This is a genomic window from Roseateles sp., assembly GCF_965229315.1.
Taxonomy (GTDB): Bacteria; Pseudomonadota; Gammaproteobacteria; order Burkholderiales; family Burkholderiaceae_C; genus Pelomonas.
The window spans coordinates 906,978-930,504 of record NZ_CBDDJA010000002.1; the positions used below are offsets into that span (position 1 = coordinate 906,978).

22 protein-coding genes and 1 tRNA gene are annotated in these 23,527 nt (G+C 68.7%); 20 read left to right on the forward strand and 3 right to left on the reverse strand.

Annotation, left to right across the window (positions count from 1 at the left end; all coding sequences use genetic code 11):
* Nucleotides 1–45 precede the first annotated feature (45 nt).
* From pilW to ACO07H_RS09030, 15 genes are all read left to right on the forward strand, one after another.
* Entirely contained in the window at nt 46–825 is a 780-nt protein-coding gene (gene pilW / locus ACO07H_RS08960) for a type IV pilus biogenesis/stability protein PilW (RefSeq protein WP_422013233.1), read from the forward strand.
* A gap of 44 nt (nt 826–869) precedes the next feature.
* Nucleotides 870–1,772: a helix-turn-helix domain-containing protein gene (locus tag ACO07H_RS08965; RefSeq protein WP_422013235.1), complete on the forward strand. Its 903-nt coding sequence runs from the start codon at nt 870–872 to the stop codon at nt 1,770–1,772.
* Nucleotides 1,772–3,034: a flavodoxin-dependent (E)-4-hydroxy-3-methylbut-2-enyl-diphosphate synthase gene (gene ispG / locus ACO07H_RS08970; RefSeq protein ID WP_422013237.1), complete on the forward strand. Its 1,263-nt coding sequence runs from the start codon at nt 1,772–1,774 to the stop codon at nt 3,032–3,034. The genes ACO07H_RS08965 and ispG overlap by 1 nt, the downstream gene beginning before the upstream one ends.
* Nucleotides 3,031–4,326: a histidine--tRNA ligase gene (gene hisS, locus ACO07H_RS08975; RefSeq protein ID WP_422013239.1), complete on the forward strand. Its 1,296-nt coding sequence runs from the start codon at nt 3,031–3,033 to the stop codon at nt 4,324–4,326. The genes ispG and hisS overlap by 4 nt, the downstream gene beginning before the upstream one ends.
* Before the next feature lie 42 nt (nt 4,327–4,368).
* Nucleotides 4,369–5,037, forward strand: coding sequence for a YfgM family protein (locus tag ACO07H_RS08980; RefSeq protein WP_422013241.1), 669 nt, complete (start codon nt 4,369–4,371; stop codon nt 5,035–5,037).
* Nucleotides 5,034–6,170 (forward strand): outer membrane protein assembly factor BamB, encoded by a 1,137-nt coding sequence (bamB, locus tag ACO07H_RS08985; RefSeq protein WP_422013243.1) that lies wholly within the window; start codon nt 5,034–5,036, stop codon nt 6,168–6,170. Before ACO07H_RS08980 ends, bamB begins: the two co-directional genes overlap by 4 nt.
* A complete protein-coding gene (gene der, locus ACO07H_RS08990) occupies nt 6,167–7,504 on the forward strand; it encodes a ribosome biogenesis GTPase Der (RefSeq protein WP_422013245.1) in 1,338 nt (445 codons plus the stop codon). Before bamB ends, der begins: the two co-directional genes overlap by 4 nt.
* Nucleotides 7,505–7,580: 76 nt before the next feature.
* Nucleotides 7,581–7,823, forward strand: coding sequence for an RNA chaperone Hfq (hfq, locus tag ACO07H_RS08995; RefSeq protein WP_422013247.1), 243 nt, complete (start codon nt 7,581–7,583; stop codon nt 7,821–7,823).
* A gap of 10 nt (nt 7,824–7,833) precedes the next feature.
* Nucleotides 7,834–9,117 (forward strand): GTPase HflX, encoded by a 1,284-nt coding sequence (gene hflX, locus ACO07H_RS09000; protein WP_422013249.1) that lies wholly within the window; start codon nt 7,834–7,836, stop codon nt 9,115–9,117.
* Between the two features lie 13 nt (nt 9,118–9,130).
* Complete coding sequence (hflK, locus tag ACO07H_RS09005; RefSeq protein ID WP_422013251.1) at nt 9,131–10,375, forward strand: FtsH protease activity modulator HflK; 1,245 nt, start codon at nt 9,131–9,133, stop codon at nt 10,373–10,375.
* A 15-nt stretch (nt 10,376–10,390) separates the two neighbouring features.
* The gene (gene hflC / locus ACO07H_RS09010) at nt 10,391–11,299 is read left to right on the forward strand and encodes a protease modulator HflC (RefSeq protein ID WP_422013253.1); all 909 of its coding nucleotides are present in this window, start codon (nt 10,391–10,393) and stop codon (nt 11,297–11,299) included.
* Nucleotides 11,296–11,481 (forward strand): DUF2065 domain-containing protein, encoded by a 186-nt coding sequence (locus tag ACO07H_RS09015; RefSeq protein ID WP_422013255.1) that lies wholly within the window; start codon nt 11,296–11,298, stop codon nt 11,479–11,481. The genes hflC and ACO07H_RS09015 overlap by 4 nt, the downstream gene beginning before the upstream one ends.
* Before the next feature lie 74 nt (nt 11,482–11,555).
* Nucleotides 11,556–12,731 carry an ATP phosphoribosyltransferase regulatory subunit gene (locus tag ACO07H_RS09020; RefSeq protein WP_422013257.1) on the forward strand — a complete coding sequence of 392 codons (1,176 nt, stop codon included), beginning with the start codon at nt 11,556–11,558 and terminating at the stop codon, nt 12,729–12,731.
* Between the two features lie 40 nt (nt 12,732–12,771).
* Nucleotides 12,772–14,106 (forward strand): adenylosuccinate synthase, encoded by a 1,335-nt coding sequence (locus ACO07H_RS09025; protein ID WP_422013259.1) that lies wholly within the window; start codon nt 12,772–12,774, stop codon nt 14,104–14,106.
* A 36-nt stretch (nt 14,107–14,142) separates the two neighbouring features.
* On the forward strand, nt 14,143–14,664 hold the full coding sequence (locus tag ACO07H_RS09030; protein ID WP_422013261.1) for a phosphoribosyltransferase: 522 nt from the start codon (nt 14,143–14,145) through the stop codon (nt 14,662–14,664).
* A gap of 272 nt (nt 14,665–14,936) precedes the next feature.
* Here ACO07H_RS09030 and ACO07H_RS09035 read toward each other — a convergent pair.
* Nucleotides 14,937–15,021 (reverse strand) — tRNA-Leu (locus ACO07H_RS09035).
* Between the two features lie 68 nt (nt 15,022–15,089).
* On the opposite strand from ACO07H_RS09035, the gene rnr reads away from it, so the two are divergent.
* The gene (gene rnr, locus ACO07H_RS09040) at nt 15,090–17,426 is read left to right on the forward strand and encodes a ribonuclease R (RefSeq protein ID WP_422013263.1); all 2,337 of its coding nucleotides are present in this window, start codon (nt 15,090–15,092) and stop codon (nt 17,424–17,426) included.
* 43 nt (nt 17,427–17,469) lie between these two features.
* On the opposite strand, the gene ACO07H_RS09045 is transcribed toward rnr, so the two are convergent.
* The gene (locus tag ACO07H_RS09045) at nt 17,470–18,813 is read right to left on the reverse strand and encodes an NAD(P)H-hydrate dehydratase (protein ID WP_422013265.1); all 1,344 of its coding nucleotides are present in this window, start codon (nt 18,811–18,813) and stop codon (nt 17,470–17,472) included.
* Between the two features lie 10 nt (nt 18,814–18,823).
* Entirely contained in the window at nt 18,824–20,080 is a 1,257-nt protein-coding gene (locus ACO07H_RS09050; RefSeq protein ID WP_422013267.1) for an NAD(P)/FAD-dependent oxidoreductase, read from the reverse strand.
* A gap of 310 nt (nt 20,081–20,390) precedes the next feature.
* Between ACO07H_RS09050 and rpsB the strand changes: the two genes are divergently transcribed.
* The 4 genes from rpsB to frr all read left to right on the forward strand — a co-directional run bounded on the left by rpsB (nt 20,391) and on the right by frr (nt 23,527).
* Nucleotides 20,391–21,137: a 30S ribosomal protein S2 gene (gene rpsB / locus ACO07H_RS09055; protein WP_422013269.1), complete on the forward strand. Its 747-nt coding sequence runs from the start codon at nt 20,391–20,393 to the stop codon at nt 21,135–21,137.
* Between the two features lie 69 nt (nt 21,138–21,206).
* On the forward strand, nt 21,207–22,100 hold the full coding sequence (tsf, locus tag ACO07H_RS09060; RefSeq protein WP_422013271.1) for a translation elongation factor Ts: 894 nt from the start codon (nt 21,207–21,209) through the stop codon (nt 22,098–22,100).
* A gap of 84 nt (nt 22,101–22,184) precedes the next feature.
* Entirely contained in the window at nt 22,185–22,895 is a 711-nt protein-coding gene (gene pyrH, locus ACO07H_RS09065) for a UMP kinase (RefSeq protein WP_422013273.1), read from the forward strand.
* Between the two features lie 71 nt (nt 22,896–22,966).
* Nucleotides 22,967–23,527, forward strand: a complete 561-nt coding sequence (gene frr, locus ACO07H_RS09070; RefSeq protein WP_422013275.1) for a ribosome recycling factor — start codon at nt 22,967–22,969, stop codon at nt 23,525–23,527.

A 23,527-nucleotide genomic window follows, 5' to 3' on the forward strand; every position in this document is an offset into this window, starting at 1 on the left:
GTCGCGCGGCCGGGCGCCGCTGATGTGCCTAACGCCGAGGATCCGATGAAGCGAACGCTGATCGTTCTGACCACCGCCTTGCTGGCCGCCTGCGCCGGCACGGCGCCTTCGGGTGATCGCGAGGTCAAGACCGACTCCGACCAGACCGACACCGACCGCCGCGCCGGCATCCGCCTCGAACTGGCGCAGGGCTACTTCTCGCGCGGCCAGTTCAACACCGCGCTGGACGAACTCAAGCTCGCGCTGCAGGCCAAGCCCGACATGCGCGAGGCCATGAACCTGCGCGGCCTCATCTACGGCGCCATGGGCGAGAACCAGCTCGCGGAAGAGGCCTTCCGCCGCGCGCTGACGGTCTATCCGAGCGACGCCGACACCATGCACAACTACGGCTGGCTCATGTGCCAGCAGCAGCGCTGGGCCACGGCCGATGCGATGTTCGACCAGGCGCTGGCCCAGTCCACCTACCGCGCGCCGGCCCGCACGCTGCTGGCCAAGGGCGTCTGCGAGGCGCGCTCGGGCCGCCTGCTGGTGGCCGAGAAGACGCTGGCGCGCGCCTTCGAGCTCGACCCGGCCAACCCGGCCATCTCGATCAACCTGTCGGAGGTGCTGTTCCGCAACGGCGAGCTGCAGCGCGCGCGCTTCTACGCCAAGCGCGTGAACGACCAGCCCGAGCAGGTCAACGGCCAGAGCCTGTGGCTGCAGCTTCGCATCGAGCGCAAGCTGGGCAACACGGGCCAAGTGGACGACCTGGCGCTGCAGATGCGCCGCAAGTACCCGCAGGCGCGTGAGACCCAGTCTCTGGACGCCGGCCGCTACGACGAATGAGCCGCAGCACGGCGCACGATCACAAGAACCAGACGATGGAACGCATGACCGAGGGATCTGCCAACACAGCGACCACCGCAGGCGCCTGGCTCAGGAATGCGCGCCAGCAGCGCGGCCTGCACATCGCCGCGCTGGCCGTGATGCTCAAGGTGCCGCAGGCCAAGCTGGAGGCGCTGGAATCCGACCGCATCGGCGATCTGCCCGATGCCACCTTCGCCCGCGCGCTGGCCACGGCCATGTGCCGCGCGCTGAAGGTGGACCCTGCGCCCGTGCTCGCGATGCTGCCGCGCACGAACGACCGCGAGTTCGACGTGCATCAGGGCCTGAACCAGCCGTTCCGCGAGCGCGGCCTGGGTGGCGGCATCGATGGCGGCGTGCTGGCGCTGGCCGTGCGGCCGGTGGTCTGGGCACCCGTCGTGCTGCTGTTGATCGCCGCGGCGATCTACTGGGTTCCGGCGGGCTGGCTGCCCGAGCGGGAGGCAGCGGCACCGGCGCCGGCCTTCCCGGCGTCTGCCGTGTCTGCTGCGGCGAGCGCGCCCGTGGACTTCGTGTCGGCGCCGGCCGCGTCGGAGCCGGTGTCGGTGCAGGCGGCCCTGCCGACGCCCGAGCCGGTGGCCTCGGCGCCGCTGCAGGTGCGTGACGTCGCGCCGCCGCCCGCGCTGGGCGCAGCGTCCGCGCCGCTGAAGGCCGCGGTGGCGGCGACGCCCGGGGGCGGCACGCTGCGGGTGACGGCCACGGCCGAGACCTGGGTCGAGGTGGCCGATGCGCAGGGCCAGGTGCTGCTGTCGCGCGTGCTGCGTGCGGGCGAGCAGCAGGAATACGGCGGTGCCGCCCCCTACAAGGTGCGCATCGGCAACGTGAGCGGCACCAAGGTCGAATGGCGGGGCGCCGCCGTGGACCTGGGTGCCCGCAGCAAGGACAACATCGCTCGCCTGGAGTTCAATTGATGAGCGAACACATCATTCCCTCGGCGTCGCCCGCAGCGCGCCGCAGCCGCCAGGCCCGGGTGGTCTGGGGCAACCGCATCGTCACCGTGGGCGGCGACGCCCCGGTGCGCGTGCAGTCCATGACCAACACCGACACGGTGGACGCCATCGGCACGGCCATCCAGGTCAAGGAACTGGCCATCGCCGGTTCGGAGATGGTGCGCATCACCGTCAACACGCCCGAGGCTGCTGAAGCAGTGCCCTACATCCGCGAGCAGCTGGACCGCATGGGCATCGACGTGCCGCTGGTGGGAGACTTCCACTACAACGGCCACCGCCTGCTCACCGAGCACCCGGCGATGGCGCAGGCGCTGTCCAAGTACCGCATCAACCCCGGCAACGTCGGCAAGGGCGACAAGAAGGACCGCCAGTTCGCGATGATGGTCGAGGCCGCCGCGAAGTACGACAAGGTCGTGCGCATCGGCGTCAACTGGGGCAGCCTGGACCAGGAGCTGCTGGCGCAGTTCATGGACGAGAACGCCCGCCGTGCCCAGCCCTGGGACGCCAAGCCGGTCATGTACCAGGCGCTGGTCGAGTCCGCGCTGACCTCCGCCGCCTACGCGGCCGAGCTGGGCCTGAACCCCGACAACATCATCATCAGCTGCAAGGTCAGCGGCGTGCAGGACCTGATCTCGGTCTACCGCGAACTGGCCCGCCGCTGCGACTACGCGCTGCACCTGGGCCTGACCGAGGCCGGCATGGGGACCAAGGGCACCGTGGCGTCCAGCGTCGCGCTCGGCATCCTGGCGCAGGAAGGCATCGGCGACACCATCCGCGTCAGCCTCACGCCGCAGCCGGGCGAGGCGCGCACGCAGGAAGTCGTCGTGGCGCTGGAGATCCTGCAGGCGCTGGGCCTGCGCCACTTCAACCCGAGCGTCACGGCCTGCCCGGGCTGCGGCCGCACCACCAGCACCACCTTCCAGGAGCTGGCCAAGCAGATCGACGATTTCCTGCGCCTGCAGATGCCGGTCTGGCGCAACAAATACCCGGGTGTGGAGGAGATGAAGGTGGCCGTCATGGGTTGCATCGTCAACGGCCCGGGCGAGAGCAAGCATGCCGACATCGGCATCAGCCTGCCCGGCACGGGTGAGGCACCGGCGGCGCCCGTCTTCATCGACGGCGTCAAGGCGTTGACACTGCGCGGCGACAACATCGCCAACGAGTTCCACGCGCTGGTCGAGAACTACATCGAGAAGCGCTTCGGCGCGACAGCTACTGCATGACTGAGAACAGGAAGCTCCAGCCGCTGCAGGCGGTGAAGGGCATGAACGACATCCTGCCGCCCGACTCGGCGCGCTGGGAGTGGCTGGAAGCGAAGATGCGCAGCGTGCTGCAGCGCTACGGCTACGCGAACGTGCGCACGCCCATCGTCGAGCCGACCGCCCTGTTCGTGCGCGGCATCGGCGAGGTGACCGACATCGTCGAGAAGGAGATGTACGCCTTCGAGGACAAGATGAACGGCGACCACCTGGCGCTGCGCCCCGAAGGCACGGCCGGCGTCGTGCGGGCCATGATCGAGCACAGCTACCTGCGCGACAGCCCGCGTCGGCTGTACTACTTCGGCTCCATGTTCCGCCACGAGCGCCCGCAGAAGGGCCGCTACCGCCAGTTCCACCAGATGGGCATCGAGGCGCTGGGCTTTGCCGGCCCGGATGTGGATGCCGAGGTCATCCTGCTGGCGCGCACGCTGTGGCGCGAGCTGGGTCTGGTCGAGGGCCAGGACGTGGTGCTGGAGCTGAACTGCCTGGGCCAGCCCGACGAGCGTGCTGCGCACCGCGCGGCGCTGATCCAGTACCTCGAAGGGCATCTCGACGTGCTCGACGAAGAAGCGAAGCGCCGGATGTACGCCAACCCGCTGCGCGTGCTGGACACCAAGAACCCGGCGATGCAGGCGATGGCCGAGCAGGCGCCCAAGCTGCTGGACTTCCTCGGCCCCGAGTCGCAGGCGCACTTCGACGGCGTGCGTGCACTGCTGGACTCGGTGGGCCTGGCCTACCGCATCAACCCGCGCCTGGTGCGCGGGCTGGATTACTACAACCTCACCGTCTTCGAGTGGGTGACCGACAAGCTGGGTGCCCAGGGCACGGTCTGCGCCGGTGGCCGCTATGACGGCCTGGTCGAGCAACTGGGCGGCAAGGCGACGCCGGCCGTGGGCTTCGGGATGGGCCTGGAGCGCGTGCTGCTGCTGCTGGACACGCTGGGCCTGGCCGCGCCCGTCAGCGCGCCGGATGTCTACGCCGTCGTGCCCGACCCGGCCGAGCTGCCGCGCGTGCTGCCCACGCTGGAGGCGCTGCGCGCCGCCGGCGTCGCCGTGCAGATGCATGCGGGCGGTGGCTCGTTCAAGTCGCAGTTCAAGAAGGCCGACGCCTGCGGCGCGCGCTTCGCGCTGGTGTTCGGCACCGATGAGCTGGCCCGCGGCGAGGTGGGCCTGAAGCCTTTGCGCGACGGTGGCGAACAGGTGGCCCGCGCGCTCGCCGACGTGGCCGCCTGGTCGGCCGAACTCCTCCCCGCATAATCCCGGGCTCGCCCAGAGCCCCTTTCTCGATTCCTTTTTGCCATGGCCGCCCATCTCGACCTCGAAGAACAAGAACAACTGGACCAGCTCAAAGCGTTCTGGAAGCGCTGGGGCAACCTCATCACCTGGCTGTTGACCGCCGTGCTCGCCGCCTTTGCCGCCTGGCAGGGCTGGAACTGGTACCAGCGCGACCAGGCCGCCAAGGCCGGTGCGATGTACGACGAGTTCGACCGCGCCGTCACGGCCCAGGACCTGGGCAAGGCCACGGCCGCTGCGGCCGACCTGAAGACCAATTTCCCGTCCACGGGCTACGCCGCGCAGTCCGCGCTGCAGATCGCCAAGCTGCAGGCCGACAAGGGCAAGGCCGACGACGCCAAGCAAAGCCTGGCCTGGGTCGCCGACAAGGGGTCCGAGCCGCCGTACCGCGACCTGGCCCGCCTGCGCCTGGCCGGCCTGCAGCTGGACGCCAAGGCCTACGACGAGGCCATCAAGACGCTGGACGCGATCAAGCTGCCCGAGTTCGCTGCGCTGGTGGCCGACCGCCGCGGTGACGTGCTGTTGCAGCAGGACAAGCGCGATGCGGCCAAGGCCGAATACCAGAAGGCGCTGGCCGGCATGGAAAAGACGCAGGACTACCGCCGCATCATCGAAGCCAAGCTCGCGACCCTGGGCGTGCCCACGGTCGTCGACGCCACGGGAGCTGCGCAGTGAAGCGCGCCGTCCTGATCTCGCTGCTGGCGGCGTCGCTGTCCGGCTGCTCCACCATCAGCTCGACGTGGAACTCCTGGTTCGGCGACGCCAAGAGCAAGCCCGCCGTGCTGGAGACGCTGTCGGGCCCCGCGACCGGCCGCGTCGTCTGGAGCGCCAAGGGCGACAACATCAACTTCCCGCTCAGCATCGCCACACCGGGTGACCGCTTCGTCGTCGCCAGCAGCGACGGCAGCGTCCGGGCGCTGTCGGCCGCCGACGGCCGCGAGCTGTGGCGCGGCGATGCCGGCGCCAAGCTGTCGGCTGGCATTGGCAGTGATGGCCGCTTCGCCGCCGTGGTGAACCGCGACAACGAGCTGATCGTGCTGGACAACGGCAAGGTCGCCTGGAAGAAGGCGCTGCCCACGCCCGTGGTGGCCGCGCCCTACGTGGCCGGCGAGCGCGTCTTCACGCTGACGCTGGACCGCCAGGTGCTGGCCTACGACGCGCTGGACGGCCGCAAGATCTGGGAGCTGAAGCGCCCCGGCGAGCCGTTGACGCTGGCCAAGGCCGGCGTGCTGGCCGCGTACAAGGACACGCTGATCGTGGGCCAGGGCCCGCGGCTGGCGGGGGTCGACCCCGTCAAGGGCCAGTTGCGCTGGGAAGCCAGCGTGGCGACGCCGCGCGGCACCAACGAGGTCGAGCGCCTGGCGGACCTGGTCGGCCCGGCCGTGCGCCAGGGCGAGCTGATCTGTGCCCGCGCCTTCCAGTCCTCCGTGGGCTGCGTGAACGCCGAACGCGGCAGCGCGGTGTGGAGCCGCCTGGTGGGCGGCGCCAACGGCATCGGTGGTGACGCGCAGCTCATCGTGGCGGGCGACGCATCGGACCGACTGTCGGCCTGGCGGCTGGCCAATGGCGACCTGGCCTGGTCGGCCGACCAGTTCCAGCTGCGCAAGCTGTCCGAACCGGTGGTGCTGGGCCAGCAGGTGCTGATCGGCGACTTCGAGGGTCAGGTGCATCTGCTGGACCGTGAGACGGGCAAGACGCGCTCGCGCATCGCGACCGACGGTTCGCCCATCGTGGCCACCGCGCTGCTGGGTGACACGGCGCTGTTCGCCACCAAGAGCGGCGGCCTGTTCGCGATCAAGGCCGAATGAAACCAGTCATCGCCCTGGTCGGCCGCCCCAACGTGGGCAAGTCGACGCTGTTCAACCGCCTGACCAAGTCGCGCGATGCCATCGTGGCCGACTTCGCCGGCCTGACGCGTGACCGCCACTACGGTGATGGCCGCCTGGGCGACCGCGAGTTCATCTGCATCGACACCGGCGGCTTCGAGCCCGACAGCAGCACCGGCATCGTCAAGGAGATGGCCAAGCAGACCAAGCAGGCCGTCGCCGAGGCCGACGCGGTCATCTTCGTCGTCGACATCCGTTTAGGCCTGTCGGCCCACGACAGCGACATCGCCCGCTACCTGCGCAGCGTCAACAAGCGCGTGCACCTGGCCGTCAACAAGGCCGAGGGCATGAGCGACTCGCCGCTGATGAACGAGTTTCACGAACTCGGCATGGGCGAGCCGCACCCGATCTCGTCGGCGCACGGCCAGGGCATCCGCAGCCTGCTGGACGCGGTGCTCGAGCCCTTCGAGGACGCCACCGAGGAGTTCGGCGCCGGGCCGCAGCAGGACGGCGTCATCCGACTGGCCGTTGCCGGCCGCCCCAACGTGGGCAAGAGCACGCTGATCAACACCTGGCTGGGCGAGGAGCGCCTCGTCGCGTTCGACATGCCAGGCACCACGCGCGACGCCATCGCGGTGGACTTCGAGCGCAACGGCCAGAAGTTCAAGCTCATCGACACCGCTGGCCTGCGCCGCAAGGGCAAGGTCTTCGAGGCCATCGAGAAGTTCTCGGTCGTCAAGACGCTGCAGGCCATTGCCGACGCGCACGTCGTGCTGCTGCTGCTGGACGCCACGCAGGGCGTGACCGACCAGGACGCGCACATCGCCGGCTACATCCTCGACAGCGGCCGCGCCGTCGTGCTGGCCTGCAACAAGTGGGACTCGGTGGACAGCTACCAGCGCGAGACGCTGCAGCGCCAGATCGAGACGCGCCTGGCGTTCCTGAAGTTCGCGCCCATGCACCACATCTCGGCACTCAAGCGCCAGGGCCTGTCGGCACTGTGGAACGCGATGGCCGATGCCTACGCCTCGGCCTACCGCAAGATGACGACGCCGGTCCTCACCCGCCTCGTCCAGGAGGCGGTGGAGCACCAGCAGCCCAAGCGCTCCGGCGTGTCGCGGCCCAAGCTGCGCTACGCCCACCAGGGCGGCCAGAACCCGCCCATCGTCGTCATCCACGGCAATGCGCTGGACGGCGTGACGGAGGTCTACAAGCGCTACCTGGAGGGCCGCATCCGTACCCACTACAAACTGGTGGGCACGCCGCTGAAGATTGAGCTACGTTCATCGAAGAATCCCTTCGATGAAAAGACCTAGGTAACAGCCGGGTGCGGCAAAACCCTGTGTTAAGGTCCAACCCGTAGTCCCAACCCCGATAACTCGGAGCATACCGATGAGCAACAAAGGCCAACTTTTGCAGGACCCCTTTTTGAACCTGCTTCGCAAAGAGCATGTGCCCGTCTCGATCTATCTGGTCAACGGCATCAAGCTCCAGGGCCACATTGAATCCTTCGACCAATACGTCGTGCTGCTGCGCAACACGGTGACGCAGATGGTCTACAAGCACGCGATCTCGACCGTCGTGCCGGGCCGTGCGGTCAACTTCCACGCCGGCGACACGCCCGCGGACGCCTGATCCCCGACCCTTGTCCTCGACTTCTGCCAACGCCGGTCTTCCAACTGCAGCGCCGCCCTCCGAGGCGGCGCGCGCCATTCTTGTGGGTGTCGATTTCGGTCGGCACTCTGCCAAGCAGGGCTTCGACGAAAGCCTGGACGAGCTGGCGCTGCTGGCCGAATCGGCCGGCGACACGCCCGTCGCCAAGGTCATCGCCCGGCGCCCGGCGCCTGACGCCGCGCTGTTCGTCGGCTCCGGCAAGGCCGACGAGATCAAGCTGCTCGTGCAGGCCCACCAGGCCCACACGGTGCTGTTTGACCAGGCCATCTCGCCCGCCCAGCAGCGCAACCTGGAGCGCGTCCTCGGCGTTCCGGTTGCGGACCGCACGGCGCTGATCCTCGAGATCTTCGCCGCCCGCGCGCAGAGCCACGAGGGCAAGCTGCAGGTCGAGCTGGCGCGGCTGCAATACCTGGCCACGCGCCTCGTGCGCCGCTGGAGCCACCTGGAACGCCAGAGCGGCGGCATCGGCATGCGCGGTGGCCCCGGCGAAGCGCAGATCGAGCTGGACCGTCGCATGATCGACGACCGCATCAAGAAGACCAAGGAGCGCCTGAAGCAGGTGCAGAAGCAGCGCAGCACGCAGCGCCGCTCCAGGGCGCGCAACGGCGTCTTCAAGGTCTCGCTGGTGGGCTACACGAACGCGGGCAAGAGCACGCTGTTCAACGCCCTCGTGAAGGCGCGTGCCTACGCGGCCAACCAGCTCTTCGCGACGCTGGACACCACCACCCGCTCGCTGTACCTGGAGCAGGCCGGCGCCAGTGTGTCGCTGTCCGACACCGTGGGGTTCATCCGCGACCTGCCGCACAAGCTCGTCGAGGCCTTCCGCGCCACGCTGCAGGAGGCGGCCGATGCCGACCTGCTGCTGCACGTCGTGGACGCCGCCAGCCCCGTGCTGGACGAGCAGATGGCCGGGGTGGACCGCGTGCTGCAGGAGATCGGCGCGGGCGACGTGCCGCAGCTGCTGGTCTACAACAAGCAGGACCTGCTGCCCGAGGACCGGCGCCCACGCGTGGCTGTGGACGCCATCCTGCGCGGCGGCGCGGCACGTCCGACGCCGCGCGTGTTCGTCAGCGCGGTGGACGGCACGGGCCTGGCCGAGCTGCGCGACCTCATCGCGCAGGCCGTGCAGGCCGCCCAGCTCGCCCAGCCGGTGGACGAACCCTTCGACGAGCGCTTCGACGAGCGCGACGGCGATCACTTGAATGACGGGCCTGTCCCCTCATCTGCGGACGACGATGCCGCACCCACTCACTGACTATGACTCAGGCATGAGCAGCACCCTCCACACCCCGCGCCGTGAGCCCTGGCACCGCCGTCTGCTGACGCCGGTGGCACGCGCTGCCGGCCGCTTGCTGAACAACGGCCGCAACGACGGCCCGCCGGACCTCGACGAGCTCTGGCGCGACTTCAACCGCAAGCTGTCCGGCATGTTCGGCGGCCGCCCGAACGGACCGACAGGCCCCGCCGGGTCGGGTGGTGGTTCCCCGGACATGAAGGGTGCGGGCATCGGTGCCGGCCTCATCGCCGGCGTCGTCGTGCTGGGTTGGCTGGGCAGCGGCTTCTTCATCGTGCAGGAAGGCCAGCAGGCCGTCGTCACCTTCTTCGGCAAGTACGACAAGACCGTGGAGGCCGGCTTCCAGTGGCGACTGCCCTATCCCTTCCAGGGCCACGAGACCGTCGCCGTGTCCAAGCTGCAGCAGGTGGACGTCGGCCGCAGCTCCGTCGTCGCGGCCACCGGCCTGCGCGATTCGTCGATGCTCACGCAGGACGAGAACATCGTCGACATCCGCTTCACCGTGCAATACGTGGTCAAGAACGCACGCGACTTCCTGTACGAGAACCGTGACCCCGAGCAGGCCGTGCTGCTGGCCGCGGAATCGGCCGTGCGCGAGATCGTCGGGAAAAGCAAGATGGACTCGGTGCTGTACGAGCAGCGCGACATGATCGCCGTGGACCTGGCCAAGTCGGTGCAGGCGCAGCTCGACCGGCTCAAGGCCGGCATCCAGGTCAAGAACGTCAACGTGCAGAGTGTGCAGCCGCCCGAGCAGGTGCAGGCGGCGTTCGAGGACGCGTTCAAGGCCAATGCCAACCGCGAGCAGCTGAAGAACGAGGCCCAGGCCTACGCCAACGACGTGATCCCGCGCGCCCAGGGCGATGCGGCCAAGTTGCGCGAGCAGTCCGAGGGCTACAAGGCCCGCGTCGTCGCGACCGCCGAAGGCGATGCGCAGCGCTTCAAGAGCGTGCTGGCCGAGTACCAGAAGGCGCCTCAGGTCACGCGCGACCGGCTCTACATCGATGCGATGCAGCAGATCTACAGCAGCGTCAGCAAGGTCATGGTGGACAGCCGCACCGGCTCCAACATGCTCTACCTGCCGCTGGACAAGCTGCTGCAGCAGGGCGGTGGCAGCGTGACCGTGTCGCCGCCGCAGCCCACCACGGTGCCCGAGCCGACGGCACTGCCCGGCAGCGACCTGCGCAGCCGTGACAACCAGCGCAGCCGCGACGGCCGCTGATCGAGGACCCATCGAATGAACCGTATTGCCGCCATCCTCGCCGGCGCACTCATCGTCCTGATGCTGCTGTCGTCGATGCTCTTCATCGTCGACCAGCGCCAGTTCGCCGTCGTCTATGCACTGGGCGAGATCAAGGAAGTCATCACCGAGCCGGGCCTGAAGTTCAAGGCACCGCCGCCGCTGCAGAACGTCGTCATGCTCGACCGCCGCGTGCAGACGTTGGACAGCCCGGAGTCGCGCCCCGTCTTCACGGCCGAGAAGAAGAGCATCGTCATCGACTGGCTCATCAAGTGGCGCATCTCGGACGCGCGCCAGTTCATCCGCAACAGCGGTGGCACCAACCTCGCCGACATGCGCAACGTCGACAGCCGCCTGTCGCCGGTCGTGCAGGCCGCGTTCAACGAGGAAGTGACCAAGCGCACCGTCATCGCGGTGCTGGCTACCGAGCGCGAGAAGGTCATGCAGGACGTGCGCAGGCGCCTGTCCGACGAGGCCAAGCAGTTCGGCATCGAGGTGGTGGACGTGCGCATCAAGCGCGTGGACTTCGCATCCGGCATCACGGATTCGGTCTACCGCCGCATGGAGTCCGAGCGCAAGCGCGTGGCCAACGAGGCGCGCGCCACCGGCGCGGCCGAGGGCGACAAGATCCGCGCCGATGCCGATCGCCAGCGCGAAATCATCGTCGCCGAGGCCTACCGTGACGCGCAGCTCGTGATGGGCGAGGGCGATGCCAAGGCATCGGCGATCTACGCCGAATCGTTCGGGCGCGATCCGTCGTTCGCGCAGTTCTACCGCTCGCTGAGCGCCTACCGTTCGAGCTTCAAGAGCAAGAGCGACGTGATGGTTGTCGACCCGAACAGCGACTTCTTCAAGGCCATGCGCGGCGCTGGTGCCGCACCCGCCGCCGCGCCCGCGCGCAAGTGAATGAGCTGCTGCTGGCGCTGGCGCTGATGATGGTGGTCGAGGGGGTGATGCCCCTCGTCAGCCCGCGTCGCTGGCGCGACGTCTTCAGCCGGCTGCTGGCGATGAGCGACGGCCAGATCCGCTTCATCGGCCTGGCCAGCATGGTGATGGGGTTGCTGGCCGTCCTCTTCTTGTTGCGCTGATCGAGTCATCGCGCACGCTGGCGCGGCAATGGGCACCGGTAGAATGCCGTTTTTAACCGCCCCCCGTGCGCCTCATGTCCTCTGCTTGGCTGCTGCCCGAGCACATCGCCGATGTGCTGCCTTCGCAGGCACGCCGCATCGAAGAGCTGCGTAGAGAGCTGCTCGACATGGCCCGCAGCTATGGCTGCGAGCTGGTCATCCCGCCGTTGCTGGAGCACCTGGAGTCGCTGTTGTCCGGCACCGGCATGGGCTCCGACATCAAGCTGTTCAAGCTGGTGGATCAACTCTCCGGCCGCTCGCTCGGCCTGCGCGCCGACACGACGCCGCAGGTGGCCCGCATCGATGCTCATCTGCTCAATCGCCGCGGCGTGACGCGCCTGTGCTACTGCGGCCCGGTGGCGCACACGCGGCCGGACGGGCTCAACACCAGCCGAGAGCCGCTGCAGTTCGGCGTCGAGATCTACGGTCATGCGGGCCTGGAAGCCGATCTTGAAGTGCATGACCTGGCGCTGGACGCGTTGCGCCGCGCCGGCCTGCGCAAGGTCATGCTCGACCTGGGCGACGCCCGGCTGCTGCAGGGCGTGCTTGAAGGCCACGGCGACGGCGTGAAGCTTGCGCCCGAAGCGCTGGTCGCGCTGACGGCAGCGCTCGCCGCGAAGGACATGGCCGTGCTCGCCGAATTGACGGCCGGCATGCCGGTCGTCACCCGCGACGCGCTGCTGGCACTGCCCAGCCTCTTCGGCGGGCGCGAGGTGCTGGACGAAGCCGCGCGCCGCCTGCCCGGCCATCCGCTGGTGAAAGCCGCGTTGGCCGACCTGGCCTGGCTGGCCGGGCACCTGGCTGCCGTGCACCCGGAGGTGAGCCTGGGCTTCGACCTGGCCGACCTTCAGGGCTATGCGTACTACACCGGCATCCGCTTCGCGGCGTATGCCGAAGGCTGTTCCGACGCGGTGCTGCGCGGCGGCCGCTACGACGAGGTGGGGGCGGTCTTCGGCCGCCGCCGCCCGGCCGTGGGCTTCAGCCTGGACCTGAAGACGCTGGTGGGCCTGGCGCCCGCCACACCGCTGCGCGCGGCCATCCGCGCCCCGTGGGGTGAGGACGCCTCGTTGCGCCAGGCCGTGCGCGAGTGGCGCGAGAAGGGCGAGACGGTGGTGTGCGTGCTGCCGGGCCATGAGGCCGAGGCCGATGAATTCGACTGTGACCGCGAACTGGTTCGCGGCCACACGGGATGGGCAGTCCGCTCGCTCTGAGCGGCGCCCGCAAACTCTTCTCCAAAATCAGGCAAACCAAATGCAAAGCCAAACCGCGCGTGGACGCAATGTGGTCGTCGTGGGCACCCAGTGGGGCGACGAGGGCAAGGGCAAGGTCGTGGACTGGATGACGGACCATGCCCATGGCGTGGCGCGCTTCCAGGGCGGCCACAACGCCGGCCACACGCTGGTCATCAAGGGCGTGAAGACGGCGCTGCAGCTCATCCCCAGCGGCATCATGCGCGACGGCGTGCCCTGCTACATCGGCAACGGCGTGGTGGTGGACCCGACCCACCTGCTCGCCGAGATCGAGCGCCTGGAGGCGGCCGGCGTCGAAGTGCGCTCGCGCCTGTTCATCAGCGAGAGCTGCCCGCTGATCCTGCCCTTCCACGTGGCCGTGGACAAGGCGCGCGAGCAGCTGCGCGAGAGCAGCGGCAGCGGCAAGATCGGCACCACCGGCAAGGGCATCGGCCCGGCCTATGAAGACAAGGTGGCCCGTCGCGCTCTGCGCGCCCAGGACCTGAAGCACCCCGAACGCTTCGCCAAGAAGCTGCGCGAGTTGCTGGAGTTGCACAACTTCGTGCTCAAGGGCTACCTGAAGGCCGAGGAACTGGCGTTCGAGCCCATCTTCGAGCAGGCCATGAAGATGGCCGAGGCCATCAAGCCCATGCTGGCGGATGTGGGCTACCTGATCCACAAGGCCCACCAGGCCGGCCAGAACATCCTGTTCGAAGGCGCCCAGGGCACGCTGCTGGACATCGATCACGGCACCTATCCCTACGTCACCTCCAGCAACTGCGTGGCTGGCAACGCCGCTGCCGGTGCCGGTGTGGGCCCGCAGCTGCTGCACTACATGCTGGGCATCACCAAGGCCTACACGACGCGCGTGGGCTCGGGCCCGTTCCCGACCGAACTCGACTGGGAAGTGCCCGGCACCGTCGGCTACCACCTCTCCACGGTCGGCCAGGAGCGCGGCACCGTGACCGGGCGCGCGCGCCGCTGCGGTTGGCTGGACGCCGCAGCGCTCAAGCGCTCCATCATCATCAACGGCATCACCGGCCTGTGCCTGACCAAGCTCGATGTGCTGGACGGTCTGGCAGAGATCAAGATGTGCGTGGGCTACGAGCTGAACGGCAAGACGCTGGACATCCTGCCGCTGGACGCCGACGAGATCGAGGCCTGCACGCCCATCTACGAGACGTTCCCGGGCTGGACCGAAACCACGTTCGGCGCGACGAGCCTTGACGCATTGCCGGCCGCGGCACGCAGCTACCTCAAGCGTGTCGAGGAAGTCATCGGTGCGCCCATCGACATGGTTTCGACCGGCCCCGACCGCGAGCACACCATCGTGCTGCGCCATCCCTATTCCGCCTAAAAATCCAACTTCTCACCTCACGGAGACGCCCCCACCATGCTGACCGACGACGGCAAACACCTCTACGTGTCCTGGGACGAGTACCACCTGCTGACCGAGCGTCTGGCGCTGAAGGTGCACGCCTCGGGCTGGCAGTTCGATCAGATCCTGTGCCTGGCCCGCGGCGGCATGCGCCCCGGCGACGTGCTGTCGCGCGTGTTCGACAAGCCGCTGGGCATCATGTCCACCAGCTCGTACCGCGCCGAGGCCGGCACCATCCAGGGCCGCCTGGACATGGCCAAGTACATCACCATGCCCAAGGGCGAACTGGCCGGCCGCGTGCTGCTGGTGGACGACCTGGCCGACTCGGGCGTCACGCTGAAGGCCGTGGTGGAGCGCCTGCGCGGCATGCCGGCCATCAGCGAGCTGCGCTCGGCGGTCATCTGGTCCAAGAAGGTGTCGGCTTACACGCCGGACTACTACTGCGAAATGCTGGAGACGTCGCCCTGGATCCATCAGCCGTTCGAGGAGTACGACGGCATGGGGCCGGAGGCGCTGGCGAAGAAATTCGTCGTTTGAGGGTGGGGCCTGTGGCGCGGATCGAAGAAGAAGCTCGGTTTGTGCCACCACTCGACGAAGGGCCCATCGAGGGCCCATCGCCGGGGACTCGGTCACGTCCCGCGACCCCGGCGGCCGGCTCCGCGCCACAGGCGCGAAGCCTTCGTCGAGGCGTCGGACAAGCCACTGGATTGGCTTCGGTCCTCGACGACACGCCTTTTCGAGTCCTCTCCTCTCTCCTGGGCGCCAAAGCAAAAAGGCCGATGCTTCCGCATCGGCCTTTTTGCTTTGTTTGGTGCCCAGGAGAGGACTCGAACCTCCACGGAGTTACCCGCTAGTACCTGAAACTAGTGCGTCTACCAATTCCGCCACCTGGGCAAGTTGCTCAAAACTTCTGACGAAGTCCCGGGCCGTTTCAGGAAAGCTAGGATCATATCATCAAAAACTTGAAGAACACAACCAACGCCCCGGCGAGTGACGGCGCCGGGCTCCTCGGCGAAGTCGAGGGCACGCTGCAAGGCCATCGTGACGGGCATGGATTCCTGATCCCCGACGACGGCTCGACGGACATCTACCTGTCGTCGCAGGAAACGCGTGCCGTCATGCATGGCGACCGCCTGCGCGTGCGCGTCGTGCGTTTCGACAAACGCGGCCGCCCCGAGGGGCGCGTGCTGGAGATCCTGGAACGCCGCAAGCGCCCCATCATCGGCCGGCTGCTGCTGGAGTCCGGCGTCTGGCTCGTGGCACCGGAGGACCGGCGCATGGGGCAGGACATCCTCATCCCCAAGAACGGCATCGCGAATGCGACCGCGGGGCAGGTGGTGGCCATCGAGCTGACCGAGCCGCCGTCGCTGTACTCGCAGCCGGTGGGCCGCGTCGTGGAGGTGCTGGGCGAGATCGACGACCCCGGCATGGAGATCGAGATCGCGGTGCGCAAGTACGACGTGCCGCACCGCTTCAGCCCCGAGACGCTGGCGCAGAGCGCCAAGCTGCCCGAGAGATTGCGCGCGGCCGACCTGAAGCAACGTGTCGACCTGCGCGACGTGCCGCTCGTCACCATCGACGGCGAGGATGCGCGCGACTTCGACGACGCCGTCTATTGCGAACCGTACAAGGCGGGCCGCGGCAAGAAGGCCGTCGAGGGCTGGCGCCTGCTCGTGGCCATCGCGGACGTGTCGCACTACGTGAAGCCCGGCGAGCCGCTGGACGCCGATGCGTACGAGCGCGCCACGTCCGTCTACTTCCCGCGCAGAGTCATCCCGATGCTGCCCGAGAAGCTGTCCAACGGCCTGTGCTCGCTGAACCCGTACGAGGACCGGCTCAGCATGGTCTGCGACATGCTCGTGTCCAGCGATGGCACGGTCAGCGCCTACCAGTTCTACCCGGCCGTCATCAGCTCGCACGCGCGCTTCACCTACACCGAGGTGGCGGCCATCCTCGGCAACACGCACGGCCCCGAGGCCGCCAAGCGGCGTGAGCTGGTGCCGCACCTCTTGCACCTGCACGAGGTCTATCGCGCGCTGCTGGCGGAGCGCAACCGACGCGGTGCCATCGACTTCGAGACGACCGAGACGCAGATCGTCTGCGACGACAACGGCCGCATCGAGAAAATCATCCCGCGTACGCGCAACGATGCGCACCGGCTCATCGAGGAGGCCATGCTGGCGGCCAACACCTGCTCGGCGGACTTCATCCAGTCGAACAAGCACCATTCGCTGTTCCGGGTGCACGAAGGCCCGACACCCGAGAAGCGCCAGACGCTGCAAGGCTACCTGCGCTCGCTGGGCATCGGCATCGGGCTTTCCGACGATCCGACGCCGCGCGAGTTCCAGCAGCTCGCCGCCGCCACCAAGGATCGCGCCGACGCGCAGCAGATCCACACCATGCTGCTGCGCTCCATGCAGCAGGCCATCTACACCGGCATCAACGCCGGCCACTTCGGCCTGGCCTACCCGGCGTACACGCACTTCACCAGCCCGATCCGCCGTTACCCGGATCTGCTGGTGCACCGCGTCATCAAGGCGTTGCTCGCCGGCAAGCGTTACGCGCTGGACGCGGCCAAGATGAACGTGCCGCAGGCGCCCAAGCGCCCCGGCCGCCCGCCGCCGCCCAACCCGGCCGACGCACGCAACGAGGCCGAACGCTGGGAGGTCGTCGGCGCGCACTGCAGCGCCAACGAACGCCGCGCCGACGAAGCCAGTCGCGACGTCGAGGCCTGGCTGAAGTGCCGCTACATGCGCGACCGCCTCGGCGAGGTGTTCGCGGGCACGGTGTCCGCCGTCACGAGCTTCGGATTGTTCGTGCAACTCGACGAGCTCTATGTGGAAGGCCTGGTGCACATCACCGAGCTGGGCGGCGAGTACTTCAAGTTCGACGACGTGCGGCAGGAACTGCGTGGCGAACGCACCGGCATGCGCTACGCCACTGGCGCGCGCGTGCAGGTGCAGGTCAGCCGCGTCGACCTGGACGGCCGCCGCATCGATTTCCGTCTCGTGCGCGACGACGACGAAGCCCGCTCGCTGCATCGCAGCGCCACGGGTCGCGCCGCCGGCAAACCGACCGCCAAGACCGCCGCCAAGGCGCCGGCCAGGAAGCGAGCGCCGAAGACGGCGGTGGAAACGCTGGACGACGTGCGCCAGGCCGACCGCGACGTGAAGAAGAGCCGCAAGGAAGTGATTGCCGGCCTGCACCCCGTCAAGGCGGCCCAGCAGGCGGCCAAGCGCGCGGCGAGCAAGGCATCCAAGAAGACCGCGGCGAAAGCGGCGACGCGCAAGCGTCGATAGCGGCGGCGCGCGCTGAACGCCGGTCAGCGCCGGTCAGCGCCTGTCAGCGCCGCGCTGCCAGCCGTTCGACGAGATCGGCCGCCCGCAGCACGCCCGCCACTTCGCCTGCGCGGCCATGGGCGTCAACGCCGGCGCAGGCGATGGTGTGCGCGCTGGCGTCGGGCTCTTGAGCCCACAGCCAGCCGGCCAGCACGTCGCCACTGCCGGCCGTCGCCAGCGCCGGGCCGCCACTCGCGCACAGGGCCGGCCGTTCGGCCGGGGAGGCGATGACGCTGCCCGAGCCTTTGAGCACGACGGTGCTGCCCAGTTGCCGTGCGAGGTCGCGCGCCGAGGCTAGCCGGTCGGCCTGCACGCTCGTGGTATCGCGGCCCAGCAATCGCGCGGCTTCGAGAGGATGTGGCGTCAGCAGCGTGCTGCCGGCCGGGCGGGTGCGCACAAGGGCTTGCAAAGCCGGGTCCGCGGCGATGGCGTTCAGCGCGTCGGCGTCCAGCACGACGCGCGGCAGGCTTTGCAGCAGCGCAGGCAGGGTGGCGGCAATGGCGCCTCCCGCGCCGCAGCCGATGACGCCCACCGCCTGCGGCACGTCGTCCAGGCGGCCGCGCATCAGCTCGGGCCGGCCTGGATCGGCGACCTCCGCGTCGGCGAGGCCCGGCAGGTCGACGTAGACCCGACCCGCGCCGCAGGCCAGCGCCGCGCGCGCCGCCAGCCGTGCGGCCCCCTGCATGCCCGGAGCGCCACCCACCACCAGCACCTGACCGTGGCTGCCCTTGTGGCTGGTGGGCCTGCGTTGCGGCGCGGCGGCGGGGCCGAGCAGGTCGGCCGTGGGCGCCTCGTCGGGTGCCACACCCAGGTCGTCGAACCAGAGGCGTCCCGCATGCGCGCGGCCTTCGCCGGTGAACAGGCCGGGCTTGAGCGTCAGCAGCGTCAGCGTGTGGTCCGCGCGCACGGCCCGCTCGCCGGCGGGCTGGCCGGTGTCGGCCAGCAGGCCGCTGGGCAGGTCCACGGCCAGGATGGGCGCGCCACAGGTGGCCATCGCGACGATGGGCGCCAGCAGCTCGGCCGACGGCGCCCGGTTCAGGCCCAGGCCGAGCAGCGCGTCGATGACAAGGGATGGGTGCTCGGGTGCGACATGCCCCACATGCACCGGCACGGCCGCTTCAAGAAGCCGCTGCGCGGCGACATGGCCGTCGCCGCCGTTGTTGCCCGGCCCGCACACGATCCAGACAGGTCCGGGCCCGCGGCGCAGCGCGAGTGCCAGCTTGGCGATGGCCAGGCCGGCCCGCGCCATCAGGTCCGGCGAATGCAGCAGTGCGCGGGCCTCGATGCGTCGGCTGGCGGCGACGTCGAAGAGGGGCAGGGTCGTGGTGGTCGGCAGCAGCGGGCGCATGCCCTCGAGCTTAGGCCAGGCGTTGCGGGCCGAGTGGGCCGATGTCCAGCGCAGGCGCCTGTGCCGCGATCTGCTGCGCCAGCACGTGGGCGGCACCGCAGGCGAGCCCCCAGCCGCCGTCGCCGGTCGAGAGATTCAGCCACAGGCCCGGGCGGCCGCTGGCGCCCATGATGGGCAGGCCATCGGCGGGCATCGCGCGGCGGCTCTGGCCTTGCTGGACCTGCTGGTGCAGCACGGAGCCCGGAAACCAGTGCTGCAACCCGCGGTGCAGCGCTTCGAAGTCCGGCGTGACCCTGGTGCGTGCCTGCGTCACCGTGGTGCCGCCGCTCACGCGCACGCGATGGCCGATGCGGGCGATGGACAGGCCGCGCGACGGGTCCACCCAGGCGGCGCCGGGGCCGAGGTCGGGATGGGCCTCCAGCATGCGCAGCGGCGCGGTGACCGACGCCTCGTGCAGCGCGGCCAGGGGCAGCCGCGGGTCGAGCAGCGTGGCGGCATCCAGACCGTTGCACAGCACGATGGCGTCGAAGCGCTCGTCCTGCGGGCCCGGGACCTGCGGATGGGTGTCGCCGGCGTCGCGGTCTGCGCCTGCCGTGCGCGTGGGTGCTTCCGCGGGCGGCGTGTACTCGTGGCGCAGCGTCAGGCCGGCGCCATCGGCGGCGATGGCGCGCACGGTGCTGTGGAAGCGGAACCCGGCGCCCAGGCGCTGGGCCTGCTGCCGCAGTTGCTGGGCGAACAGGCGGGCATTGCCGGCACCGCCGCCGGCGAAAACCAGCGCGCCCACCAGCGGTGCCTCGGTGTTCAGGCCGGGCTCCCGGAGCCGGGCGGCTTCGGCGTCGATCAGTTCGGCCTGCAGGCCCAGCGCCTTCCAGCCGTCCAGCCGCGCTTGGGCGGCCGCCATCCGGCGCGCGTCCACCAGCGCCACGAGCAGGCCTTCGGCGGACTCGTCTTCCAGGCCCAGCACGCGCCGCAACTCGGCCGTGCGGGCGAGGCTGAACTGGCTCAGCGCCGCCAGTGCCGAAGCCGCATCACCGCCGCGCCGGCCGGCCCGCCAGCGGCGCCAGCGCCAGGACAGCGGCGCCGGGCTGGTCGTGTCGTCCAGATGGGGCACGCAAGGCGAGAGCACGGCATTGCTGGCAAAGCTGGCCTGTTCGGCGACGCTGCCGCCGCGCTCGAAGACGTGCACCCGCAAGCCCTGTGCGGCCAGTTCGTAGGCGGTGGCCACGCCGGCCAGGCCCGCGCCCACCACCGCGACGCTGCGGCTCACCAGCGCACCTGGCGCACAGCCGCGGTGGGGGCGTCGGCGCGCACGGTGAGGCGCCGTCGGCTGAAGAAGGCCATGGTTTGTGTATACTCTGCGGGTTTTGCCGGGGGATGCAGCTGTCTGGGCTGCGCTCGACCCGGGAAAAACGGTTGTGAGGGGTGTGCTGCCAAGGAAATTGGCGCTGCTCGTTGCAACAAATCGCAAACCGGCCACGCAAAGGTGTTGCGGTCTGCGGCAGTCCGGGAACAGTCGTTTCCAGATGCTGCAACGCAATTCGGGCCGGATTTTAGACACAACCTTCGGAGTAAGACCCATGTCTGTCACGATGCGCGAGATGCTGGAAGCCGGCGTCCATTTCGGCCACCAAACCCGCTTCTGGAATCCCAAGATGGCCCCGTATATCTACGGCCATCGCAACAAGATCCACATCATCAACCTCGAGAAGACGCTGCCCGCGTTCAACGATGCGATGAAGTTCGTGCGCCAGCTCGCTGCCAAGCGCGGCACGATCCTGATGATCGGCACGAAGCGCCAGGCCCGTGAAGTGGTCGCCCAGGAAGCGCAGCGCGCCGGCATGCCCTACGTCGATGCCCGCTGGCTCGGCGGCATGATGACCAACTTCAAGACGGTCAAGACCTCGCTGAAGAACCTGAAGGACATGCAGGCCCAGGTGGATGCCGGCACGCAGCCCGCCATCAAGAAGGAAGCCCTGCTGTTCCAGCGCGACATCGCCAAGCTGGAAAAGAACATCGGCGGCATCCAGGACATGACCGCGCTGCCCGATGCCATCTTCGTCATCGACGTCGGCTATCACAAGATTGCCGTCGCCGAAGCCAAGAAGCTCGGCATCCCCGTCATCGGCATCGTGGACACCAACCACTCCCCGATCGGCATCGACTACGTCATCCCCGGCAACGACGACTCGGCCAAGGCCGTGGCGCTGTACGCCCGCGCCGTCGCTGACGCCGTGCTGGAAGGCAAGGCCAACGCCACGAACGAAGTGCTGGCCGCGGTTGCCCCGGCTGGTGACGAGTTCGTCGAGGTCTCCGAAGAGGCCTGAAGCCCTTCCGTCCTGTCTGAAAAGGGGCCGTCACGGCCCCTTTTTCCAACCAAATTCTGGAGAAGAGAAATGGCTGCTATCACTGCAAGCATGGTCGGCGAGCTGCGCGCCCGCACCGACGCGCCGATGATGGAATGCAAGAAGGCGTTGACCGAGGCCGATGGCGACCTGAGCCGCGCCGAAGAGATCCTGCGCGTCAAGCTGGGCAACAAGGCCGGCAAGGCCGCCTCGCGCATCACGGCCGAAGGCATCGTGGCCTCGGCCGTCGTGGGCGGCAATGGCGCGCTGATCGAAGTGAACTGCGAGACCGACTTCGTCTCGAAGAACGACGCCTTCCTGGCGTTCGTCGGTGCCCTGGCTGGCCTGGTGGCCGAGCACAACCCCGCCGACGTGGCCGCCCTGTCGGCGCTGCCGCTGTCGCAGGAGGGCTTCGGCCCGACGGTCGACGACGTGCGCAAGGGCCTGATCGGCAAGATCGGCGAGAACATGACGATCCGCCGCTTCCAGCGCTACACCGGCAGCAAGCTGGCGACCTACCTGCACGGCACCCGCATCGGCGTGGTCGTCGAGTTCGAAGGTGACGACGTCGCCACCAAGGACGTCGCCATGCACATCGCCGCGATGAAGCCCGCCGCGCTGTCCAGCGCCGACGTGCCGGCCGAGCTGGTGGAGAAGGAGCGCAAGATCGCCACCGAGAAGGCGGCCGAATCCGGCAAGCCGGCCGACATCGTCGCCAAGATGGTCGAAGGCTCGGTGCAGAAGTTCCTGAAGGAAGTCTCGCTGCTGGACCAGGTCTTCGTGAAGGCCGCCGACGGCAAGCAGACCGTGGGCGCCCACCTGAAGGCCGCCAACACGACGGTCAAGGGCTTCACGCTGTATGTCGTCGGTGAGGGCATCGAGAAGAAGGTCGATGACTTTGCGGCCGAAGTGGCGGCCCAGGTGGCAGCTGCAAAGGGTCAGTAAAGACTCTTGCTAAATGAAAGGGCGCCAAGTTGGCGCCCTTTAAACTTGCGGCCCACCAGCGGCCTGTCGAATTCCGAGGACACCATGCCCGCGTACAAGCGCATCCTGCTCAAACTCTCCGGCGAAGCCCTGATGGGCGACGACGCCTATGGCATCAACCGCGCGACCATCGTGCGCATGGTGCAGGAGATTCGCGAGGTGGCGCAGATGGGCGTCGAGGTCGCCGTCGTCATCGGTGGTGGCAACATCTTCCGTGGCGTGGCTGGCGGCGCGGTCGGCATGGACCGCGCCACGGCCGACTACATGGGCATGCTGGCGACGGTCATGAACTCGCTGGCGCTGGCCGACACGATGCGCCAGGAGGGCATGACGGCCCGCGTGATGTCGGCCATCGCCATCGAGCAGGTCGTCGAGCCCTACGTGCGGCCCAAGGCGCTGCAGTACCTCGAAGAGGGCAAATGCGTCATCTTTGCGGCCGGCACGGGCAACCCCTTCTTCACGACCGACACGGCCGCGGCGCTGCGTGGCGCCGAGATCGGTGCCGAGATCGTGCTGAAGGCCACCAAGGTCGACGGTGTCTACTCCGCCGACCCCAAGAAGGACCCCGACGCGACGCGCTACTCGCGCATCAGCTTCGACGAGGCCATCGCCCGCAACCTGCAGGTCATGGACGGCGCCGCCTTCGCGTTGTGCCGCGACCAGAAGCTGCCGATCAAGGTGTTCAGCATCTTCAAGCCCGGCGCGCTGCGGCGTGTCGTGCAGGGCGAGGACGAGGGCACGCTGGTCCACGTTTGATTCAGTCTTAGTCAGTTGGGGACAGCGCTGCTCGCTGACGCTCGGGTGGCCCGTCCCGCAAGGAAATCAAGATGAGCATTGCCGACATCAAGAAGAACGCCGAAGGCCGGATGGCCAAGTCCGTTGAATCGCTGAAGGGCGAACTGCACAAGATCCGTACCGGCCGCGCGCATCCGGGCCTGCTGGACCAGGTCAGCGTCGACTACTACGGCTCCCTGGTGCCCATCTCCCAGGTCGCCAATGTGACGCTGCTGGACGCCCGCACGATCTCCGTGCAGCCCTGGGAAAAGGGCATGGGCGCGAAGATCGAGAAGGCGATCCGCGAGTCGGACCTCGGCCTGAACCCCGCATCGCAGGGCGACCTGATCCGCGTGCCGATGCCGCCGCTGACCGAAGAGCGCCGCCGTGACCTGACCAAGGTCGTGCGCAACGCCGGCGAAGACGCCAAGGTGGCGGTGCGCAACCTGCGCCGCGACGCCAACGAGCAGGCCAAGAAGCTGCTCAAGGACAAGGAAATCGGCGAGGACGACGAGCGCCGCAGCCTGGACGAAGTGCAGAAGCTCACCGACCGCGTGATCGCCGAGATCGACAAGCTGGTCGCGGGCAAGGAAGCCGAGATCCTCGCGGTTTGA